Below are 9,380 nucleotides of genomic sequence, written 5' to 3' on the forward strand. Positions count from 1 at the left end.
GGCACTCTTCCCCTTCTCTCATCTCTCTTCACCCTTCGTCTTTTCCAGCGTCGCCAGCCGGTGTTCGAGTTCGGCCACGCGGGCTTCGATGCCGGCGGCGCGTTCGACGCTGTGGCTGCGGCAGACAACGGATTCGGCCATCAGGTCGTCGAGGATGAGGTTTTTTTCGAACCAGGCCCGCAGCAGGGTGCTCAAGTAGCGCCGGCCCATTTCGCTGATGTGCAGGTTGGAGCTGCCCCAGGTGCGGCCCTGCCAGGAGATGGGCACTTCGGCGATGGCATAGTTGCGAATGAGGGTATTGAGCGACAATTCGATGGTGATATTGAAGTGGCAGGCCTTGAGCGGCCAAATATCGCGGATGACGTAGGAGCGGTAGGCCTTGAAAGAGTTGGTCAGGTCGTTGTAGCGCGTCCAGAACATGAGCTGCATGACCTTGTTGACGATGCGGTTGCAAAAGAGCTTGAAGGGCGGGTAATTGACGCAGCGCGCGCCGCGAATGAAGCGTGAGCCGAAAACGCAGTCAAAGCCTTCTTCTATCTTTCTGTAGTACTTGATGATGTCTTCAGGATCATCGGACAGGTCGGCCATGCAGATGATGATGACATCACCGGTGGCCCGCTCCAGGCCGGAGCGCACGGCCCGGCCGAAGCCGCGGGGCGATTCCCGGCGCACCACCACAATGCCGGGATCGGCCGCGGCCAGCGTGTCCAGCACGTTCCCGGTCGCGTCAGCGCTGTTGTCATCGACAAGCACCAGTTCATAAGGAATGGCTTCGCGCACCAGCACGGAGCGAATGCCGTCCACCGTGGTGGTGATATTGCCTTCTTCATTATACGCCGGAATAACGATGGACAGTTTCATCGAGTTTTTCATTGTGCGCTGCGTCCTTCCTGGGTGTGTGGGGAGGGATTGTGGCCGAGGGCGGGGCGGGATTCAAGGAAAAAGATGGGCTTCCAGGCCGTGCCACCAGCCCGGAGCGGCCTGGACGCGGGGGGCGTAGCGGGCCACCCAGGCGGCGGTCATGGCTGCGGCGGCATCTTCGCGGCCGGCGTCCGGGGGCGGGGCGATGGGTTCGTCGATGACGAGGCGATAGGGCGCGTCTGTCCCGGCCTGGAGAAAAACCGGCAGCAGGACGGCGCCGGCGGCCAGGGCCAGCCGGGCCGGCCCAAGCGGCACGGACAGGTTGCCACCCGGAAATGGGAAAACGGCGTGGTGGCCGAAGGGCGGCTGTCCCGGTCCGTCGTCGGCCGTGGTCATGACCACCCCGCCGCGGCGCAGATGGGCCAGGGCCTGGCGCGTGCCGGGGCCGGGCGGCACGATGCGGGCCGGGATGCGCGCTTCGTAGCGCTGGCGCAGGCGGAAGGCGACGTGGCGGCCGATAAACGACAGCCCGGCATCGGACAGGTTGCCGATCTGGACCAGGGAAAAGCCGAGCGCCCCCAGGGCGGCCAGCGGCAACTGGGTCGGGCCGAAATGGCCGATGGGCAGGACCACGCCGCGCCCATGGGCCAGGGCCAGTTCCAGGCGGGTGAGGCCCTCAAATTCCAGGAGTTCGTCGATATTGGCGGCGGTCAGGCGCGGCAACTGGAACAGGATGAGCTGGTTGACATAATGGGTCGAAAACGCCTCCCCCGCCACATTTTTTGAAGGTGCGGGTGGGAGATGCGGCGCCACGGCCGCCGCGGCAGCGGCAATGCGCCCGGCCCGGCCCCGGGCCAGCAGGGCGTGCAAACGGCCCATGGTCCGGTACAGGGCCAGGGCGGCCCGTGGCGGCAGGCGCTCGGCCAGCAGGCGCAGGGGATACCAGACCACCAGGCGCAGCAGGTCGCGGGCAAGGCTCTCGCGCACCTGCACGGCTATTTCCCGACGGCCCGCAAGAGCATATCAAAAAGTTTTTCAATATAGGCAGTTCTTTTCTGGGAATACATCACCGGCAACAGCAGGTCGGCCCCGGCTTCGATCAGGCCTTCGGCCACGGCCAGCTTGGCCAGGGCGGTGTGGGGCTCCACCCGGATGCTGTTGAGCTCGAAATGCGCTTTGCGTCCCATCTCGCGCCGGGCCTTGGCGATGAAGCGCAGCATGGCCAGGGCGGCGGGCAGGGTCTGGCCGGGCGGGTTTTTAAAGAAATTGTAGCTCACCTCAAAGCAGCCCAGGTCGCGCACGAGGCGGTAGGCGGCCTCGATTTCGGCCACGGTTGCGGCCTTGCCAAGCTTTTTGAGGGCTGCGTCGCCGTAAGCGTCCGGGGAAAAAATGACGGTATCGCAGCCGGCCCGGTGGGCCAGTTCGAGAAAATCCCGGGTCAGGCCGCGCTCGGCAAACCAGCCCGACCAGGGGAGCGTGGCTCCGGCCGCGACCATGGCTTCCATGACCGCCCGGGCGTGGTCGACCGGGACATTGAAGACGGAGTCGAGAAAGGTGAACCGGGTTGCGCCGAACCGGTCGCGCAGGGCGATGATCTCGGCCGCCACCTGCTGTGGGGTCTTGGTCCGGTAGCGCCGGCCGTTTAAAAAGCCGTAGGGGCAGTAGACGCAGGAGAGGGCGCAGCCGCGCTTGGTCTCGACCCCGATCCCCCAGGGCACGGCGGCATAGGGTGTCAACGGCAGGATGGAAAAGTCCGGGGAGGGGAGGTCTGACAAGTCGATTTTTACGGATTCCCCGGTAAAAAAGGCCTCGCCGTCGTCGTCGCGGCAAAAAAGCGACGGCACGGAGGATGGCGCGTTGCCGCGCGACAGGGCGTCGGCCAGGGCGGCAAAGGCGGTTTCACCCTCAAGGGCCACGCCGTAGTCGATGGCCGGCCAGGAGGCCATGATGGCCTTGGCGAACATGGAAAAGCCGGCCCCGCCGACCACCAGCGGCCCGCTTGTCTCCAGGCGCGCCGTCATCAGGGTACGGCCGAAGGGGGGCAGATAGGAGACGTTGACCCGGGTATTGGTGGAGTCGATGTTGCGCAGGGAAACGCCGGTCATATCGGGCGAAAAATCGCGCAAAAATCCCGCCAGGGCGGCCATGGGATCGCCGGCCGCCACGTTGGGGTCAAAGGCGGCCACGGTATGTCCCGGAAGGCTCGCGGCCAGACTGGCCAGACCGATGGGAAAGACCGGCTCGCCAGCCCCTTCCCCGAGCCAGGATTGGACCAGGGCGATTTTCACGGCCGCCCCGCCACGGCCCGAAGGAGGCGCTTGACCGGTTCCATGAGCCCGAAAAGGAGCCGCCACAGCGGGTCAAAGGCCGGCCGGGAGAGCAGTCCGCCAAGGCCGTCCGAGGCCAGCACGGCCAACAGGCGCGATGGCATCCGGCCGCCCTTGGCCAGCAAAATGAGCAGATTGACGTAATCCTGGCCGGCGCATCGTATAGCTTTTCGTATACACCTTGTCGCCGCTCGTCGGTTAAAAACCCGTCAGCCGCGGCCATGGCGTGGAGCTTGGTGCCGGGATAGAGCACCAGGGAAAAGGGCTGGAGCCGGAAGGGTTTGGGGATGCGGGCAATGAAGCGCACCGATTCCAGCCGGTCGGCCGTGGTCTCATAGGGCGTATCCAGGATGAAATCGTAACTGGGCGGGAACATGCGGTCCTTGGAATCGTTTATGATCTTCATGGCGGCCAGCATGACGTCGTTGCCCATGGCCTTGCGGTTGAAAAGCTCCTGGATGCGGGCGGAACCGGTCTGCACGCCCATCTGGAGGTAAAAAAGCCCGGCGTCGAGCAGGGCGTCCATTTTCTCCCGGGTGATGGTGGCCGGCGAGCCCAGGCAGCTAAACGGCAAACCGATGCGCTCCTTCCACTGGCGGCAAAATTCCTGAATATCGCCCAGGGGCCGGGCGAAAAAGGCGTCGTCGGAAATCCAGACATAGCCGATGGCCGGCAGCACCTGCCGGGCCGCCTCGATCTCGGCCATGACGTGTCCGACGCCGCGCCAGCGCAGATAGCCCTTGGCCCCGTACAGGGCCTTGACCGCGTCGTTGACGCAGTAGGCGCAGCGATGCGGGCAACCCCGGCCGGTCATGGTCTGGTAGCCGATCTTGCCGAGCATCTGCGACACCGTGCCCCGGGCCAGGAAGGCCTCGGTCACGGCCGGAGTCAGGGGAACGACGCCGGCTTCGGGCCGGTCCGGGTCCCAGATGTGGTGGTCGTCATGGGACCAGTCCGGGGCCGGCAGGGCGTCGAGATCCTGGGTGAGCGGGCGCACCGGATTGCGGACAATGGTCCCGTCCGGCCGGCGGGCCTGGATATTGGCAATGGCAGTCAGGTCGCCGCCGGCGGCGATGGCCCGCACCACGTCCAAAATGGCTTCCTCGCCGTCGCCAATGCAGACCAGATCGGCTGTTTCCAGGCACTCCTCGGGCCGGATGGTGGGATGGACCCCGCCCCACAGCACCGGGGCCGGGGAGGAGGCCTTGACGGCCCGGGTGATCTGGACGGCGTTGTCCACATAATTGGTCATAAGCGATACGCCGATCAGATCGCAGTCGGCGCACAGCCGGGCCACGTCGTGCATGACCGGGGCCGGATAGCGCTCGGGGGCGTCGGTCAGGGCGTCGCCCAGGGGGTCGGGCAGGAAAATAACCCGCACGGCCACGCCGTTGGCCTTCAAATAGGCGGCAATGGCCCGCACGCCGTAGGCGGTGATGTCGGGATAGGGGGAAATGAGGGCTACGCGCATGGTGTCCTGTGGTCCTTCCCGGTCCCGGTGCCGCTGTCGGGGGCGGCGGCCGCCTTATACGCCTTGTAAAAGTCGAGGATATGCGGCGGACAGCCGGGGATGTGCCGGGCGATGCGGCCGGGCTCTTTGGTATTGTATATAAGCGGCGCGCTGCAGGCCCCGAAGCACCAGAGCTGCCCGCGCACGTTTCGCAGATTGACCGTCTCGGGCATGGGCACGCCGACATAGAGCGTGGCCTGCGCGCGGCCGGCAAAGCCGTCCTCGCTGCCAAGCTTGTCCAGGGCATGGCGCAGGGCCGACAGGCAGCCCTGGCAGGCACCGCCCTCGATCACCCGCACGGCCGGATAGGCCCCCATGGAGCTTAATACCGGCCGGGCGAAGCGCCGGCGCAGCTGGTCCGGGTCTTCGCCAACCACCTCGATGGCGGCCAGATCGGTTTCGCCCAGGCCCTCTTGCCCGGCCAGACGCAGCATGGCCACTTCATCGACGGCGATGCCCATGAGATCGGCGCATACGGCGTCCACGGCGCACACGTCCGTGCCGGCGGCAATGACGTTCATGTCCGGCACGCTCGACCCGGACAGCGGGGCCTGGCCCTGCACCGCCCACAAGGCGTCCACCACGGTCAGATCGGGCTTTACCACCCGTAAAATGTCGATGATTTTGACGTTGATGTCGTTTCGATGCCAGGGCATCCGGTTGTCGTCCAAAATCAATCCGTACTGGTTCTTGATGCCGAGGGTGACCAACGTATGCACATGGGTCTTCATCTTGGGGATGTTGATATAGACATCGGCCTCAAGGAGCACACGCGGCAGAGGCACGGGATCAAAGAGCAGGGCCGTTGGATTGGCCACGGCCACCGGATCGGCCGCGTCAAAGTGCACCAGTTCGGCCCCGTGTTCGGCCAGCCGGCGGGTAAAGTCGGCCATGCCGGCCATGGCCGCAAAAAGCGACAGGCCGTAGCCCGGATTGTCGCCCACCCGGATGGCGGCCGCTCCGGCCGCGCGCACCAGATCGATGACCGCCAGAATGACCCGCTCATCGGTCACCACCGAGCGCGGGCTGTTGGGATTGGGGCGCACCAGATTGGGTTTTAAAAGCACGGACTTGCCGCCCACAAGGGCCGGCAGGTCGCAGCCGGCAGCGGCAATGGCCCGGGCCACGAGTGCGGTCACGGCAGCGAGGCCGGCCGGGGTGAAGGCGTCCGGGGCCTCGCCCACCTCGCCGTGGGCTAGTCCGACACGAGGGCGCGCCATGCGACTTTTCCTCCGGGAGTTCGGGGCAGGGCGTCACGGATTTCGATGACGCGGGGCATTTTCAGGCGATGCAGGCGTTTGGAAAGAAATTTGCGCAAATCCCCGGCAGTCAGCACGGCCCCGTTTCGGGGCGCGACCACGGCCTTGGCCGCCTCGCCGCGAAGCAAGTCGGCCACCGGGATGACCACGGCTTCGGCCACGTCCGGGTGCTGGCGCAGGGCTTCCTCGATCTCGACCGGGAAGACCTTCATGCCCCCGACCTTGAGCAGCATGGACTGGCGGCCGGCGAAAAAATACCGGCCGGACGCGTCGAAAAAGACCTCGTCGCCGGTGCGGAACCGGCCGCCGTACAGGCGAAATTCCGGCTGGGCCTCCTCGCCGAAATAGCCGGGGCACACCCCGGCCCCGGAGACGATCAGTTCGCCGGGTTCGCCCGGCGCGCACGGCTCGCCGCCCTCGCGCACCACGGCCACGCTGTAGCCGGCCACCGGCCGGCCCAGGCAGCACGGCACATACGCCTCGCCCGGCCGGTTGGCCAGGGCCACGCCCGTGGTCTCGGTGCTGCCCCAGACCGGCAGAATTTCCAGGCCAAAGCGCCGGCGCAGTCCGGCGGCCAGGGCCGAAGGCACGTGCATGCCGCCGGATTCGGCGATGCGGACGCTGGCAAAGGGGTTTTGCGCCCCGGCCGGTTGGCGCAGGAGCGTCTCATAGATGGCGGCCACGGCCATAAGGGCCGTGACCTTGTGGCTGGCGCAGGCCTCGGCCACGGCCCGGGCCGAAATGCGGTCGCAAAGGACCATGGTGCCGCCAAGGAGCAGCGGCCGCAGGAGCGTTTCGTGGGGATGGACAAAAACCGGCATCATGCACAGGTGGACGTCGTCCGGGGTGAGGCCGAAGGCCTCGTTGGCGGCGGTGGTGTTGGCGATGAGATTTGTAAGTGTGGTCACCGCGCCCTTGGGCGCGCCGGTGGTGCCGGACGTGAAATTCAAATAGACCGGATCGTTTGGCCCGACCTCGGGCAGGGCGGCCGGCAGGGGACCGGCGGCCAGTTCGCTTAAAGACGCCATGCCGGGCCGGGCCGGGCCGTCGCAGGCCACCAGGGCGAAAGGCGGCCCGGCCGGATAGAGGGCGTCCAGGACCGGCAGGAATTCGGCGGCCACGACCATGACGGCCGGGGCCAGCCGGGCCAGGATGTCCCGGGTCACGGCCGGCGGCTGGTTGGGATCGACCGGAAAAAATACGCCGCCGGCACAGGCCGCGGCCAAAAAGGCCGTCACCGCCGCCGGGGTCTTGCGGGCAAAAACAGCCAGCCGCGCGCCCGGGGAAAGGCCCAGCCCGCCCAGCCCGCCGGCCAGCCGCAAGGCCGCTTCGGCCAAGGCCTCGTGGGACACCGCCACATCGCCGGCCGCCACAGCCACCGCGCCGCCGCGCTGCCCGGCATTGCGGCGCAGCAGCCCGGCCGGCGTCAGGCACATATCAGAATCCATCGGACCTCCGATCAATCATGCTCGGGCATACTGCGTATAAATGGATTTTGGCAAGGCATTCTGGTCACTTCATGATGATTGCCGACTGGAGCGTTCCGGTATAAAGGCAAGTCGTCCGGGCCATGCGCGCCGGCCCGGATGGAGTACCATAGATCAGGCTGCGCGGAGACGGCATGACGCACTCGTATCGCTTTTCATTGACCCTGGCTCCCCTGGCCGTGTTGCTCGTGGCCATGCTGCTTGCAGCCGCCGGCGGCGGCAACGCCCATGCCGCCGTTGCCGCTGCCGCTGCCGCTGCTGCCGAAGACGACGTCAAACCGCTCAAATCCGGCGTCTCCGTTTCCGGCATCGTCGAGGACGACTACACCGACGGCCTGCTCATCACCACCGACGAAGGCGTCAGCTACATGGTGCTGACCCCGGAAGAGGTGACCCTTGAGCAGGAAGAGGCCTTCCACAAAAAATTCAAGGGAAAAACCGTCACCCTGACCGGCAATGTCTTTCGCGATGAAGACGGGTCGCTGAGCCTTTTTGTCATGAGCCTGCCGACGCAGTAGCCGGGCCGGCTGCTCCAGACATCCGCCCCAGGCCCGACAGAGCCACCTCCAAGGGCGTCTCAAAAATACGAGGGAGCAACCCCGCTCCTGGGGTAGGCTGCGCCGCGTACCAGACACCATCCGGGGCGCAGCCACTCCACGAAGATCTTGCGTCCATGAATGCTCATCCCATTGTCATTTTCGCTGACAGCGCTGGCAAGAAAGGCGGCGAGCTTACACCCCGGCCGAGGTGGTGCGGCTGCTCGTGAGATCATCGAACGCTGCGAGGGCATGTCCGTCACGACCCCACAGTCGGCTCGGGCGGCTGTTCATTCAGTCCTGGCAGTATGTGCAGGAATCCGGCGGTGATCCGCGCGACCTATCTTTGGCTGGCCCGCACCGCCCAATGATATCATCAAGGTGGACATGCACAGCGGTACACGAAGAGACATCCAGATACATGACCTGGGGTACCAGCTGGGGTACAGCGCGGGCTCAGGCGCCTGCGTCTCAGATCTGGACCTGAACTGGCGTGGAGCCAATAAAGGCAAAGAAATTGCCCGGTAATTCCAAGTCAGTGTTGCCGGCAAGGTAGTTAGTGAAGTCAATAGGGACTCAAGACGATACCCCAGGATGCCCCAACCTTGGCATAGTGCCCGATCTCATCGCCCGGCTGCGCAACAAAATCTTACCTTATTTTAACCAGGAATATGAGACTTCGCAAGAAATAAAGTTGCGTTATCGCCTCTACTAATTTACAAATTTATATGTACCAAGGCACACGCTCACATTTTCCATCCAGCCTGATAGCTAAGCATCCCTATATACCGATTCCATTAAATAAGCCATGCTCCAAGTGTATTACCCACAAATAGCCCAGTTTCTTTATCAGAATTTCGACTATTCTCGCGTTGAGAGATCTACATAGGCTAACAAGGTGCTAAGATACGCCCAGGCTGCCCAGTGTCACGATCCGTAAATAGCTGGCATCATGCCTTATGGGGCTTCCTACCATATGTCCAACGGAACGGATGTGCCCGATCTTCATAGTACTGCATGAGATATTTGACTATCTGCTTGATTAGCATCTGCTTTGAGCACCAGACGCCGTCCTTTTGAGGGCTATAACGAGGTGCACCCCCACAAAGGGCTGCGGTTGCTCTCACCCAGGGAGTTTATCCGTTTGGCAGCAACTGCGGGGTGTCCGGTTTAACGGGGGCGACTCCAGAGGGAGCGAATGGAACGAAAGCTTAGGACCAAAGTCGGGAAAGTATTGTACTGACTTCGAGGTCAAATATCAGAAGCTCATTATTGCCAAATAAAGGACTGTCATAATCTGGCAAAGTTTTTACATTCGCGGACTTGAAAGTAGGAGGTGCTGAATTTGATCTATGGTGCTTAATTGCACAATATTATTAAGCTCTATAGACTAATTTTGT

At 64.1% G+C, this 9,380-nt stretch carries 7 protein-coding genes; 1 reads left to right on the plus strand and 6 read right to left on the minus strand.

From position 1 onward, the window contains the following. Positions 1-18 precede the first annotated feature (18 nt). From DVDV_RS20565 to DVDV_RS20590, 6 genes are read right to left on the minus strand one after another with little or no spacing between them, the layout of a single operon-like run. The gene (locus DVDV_RS20565) at positions 19-873 is read right to left on the minus strand and encodes a glycosyltransferase family 2 protein (protein WP_075356448.1); all 855 of its coding nucleotides are present in this window, start codon (positions 871-873) and stop codon (positions 19-21) included. Positions 874-933: 60 nt separating this feature from the next. Continuing rightward, positions 934-1,854, minus strand: a complete 921-nt coding sequence (locus DVDV_RS20570) for a lauroyl acyltransferase (protein WP_075356449.1) — start codon at positions 1,852-1,854, stop codon at positions 934-936. Between the two features lie 2 nt (positions 1,855-1,856). Then, positions 1,857-3,149, minus strand: coding sequence for a radical SAM protein (locus DVDV_RS20575; RefSeq protein ID WP_075356450.1), 1,293 nt, complete (start codon positions 3,147-3,149; stop codon positions 1,857-1,859). Next, positions 3,034-4,659 carry a radical SAM protein gene (locus DVDV_RS20580; protein WP_254845476.1) on the minus strand — a complete coding sequence of 542 codons (1,626 nt, stop codon included), beginning with the start codon at positions 4,657-4,659 and terminating at the stop codon, positions 3,034-3,036. Before DVDV_RS20580 ends, DVDV_RS20575 begins: the two co-directional genes overlap by 116 nt. After that, positions 4,650-5,918: a DUF362 domain-containing protein gene (locus tag DVDV_RS20585; protein ID WP_075356451.1), complete on the minus strand. Its 1,269-nt coding sequence runs from the start codon at positions 5,916-5,918 to the stop codon at positions 4,650-4,652. The genes DVDV_RS20580 and DVDV_RS20585 overlap by 10 nt, the downstream gene beginning before the upstream one ends. Then, positions 5,894-7,405 carry a class I adenylate-forming enzyme family protein gene (locus DVDV_RS20590; RefSeq protein WP_075356452.1) on the minus strand — a complete coding sequence of 504 codons (1,512 nt, stop codon included), beginning with the start codon at positions 7,403-7,405 and terminating at the stop codon, positions 5,894-5,896. The genes DVDV_RS20585 and DVDV_RS20590 overlap by 25 nt, the downstream gene beginning before the upstream one ends. Before the next feature lie 173 nt (positions 7,406-7,578). On the opposite strand from DVDV_RS20590, the gene DVDV_RS20595 reads away from it, so the two are divergent. Then, complete coding sequence (locus DVDV_RS20595; protein ID WP_075356453.1) at positions 7,579-7,962, plus strand: hypothetical protein; 384 nt, start codon at positions 7,579-7,581, stop codon at positions 7,960-7,962. Positions 7,963-9,380 lie beyond the last annotated feature (1,418 nt).

The organism is Desulfovibrio sp. DV (assembly GCF_001936595.1).
Lineage (GTDB): Bacteria > Desulfobacterota > Desulfovibrionia > Desulfovibrionales > Desulfovibrionaceae > Solidesulfovibrio.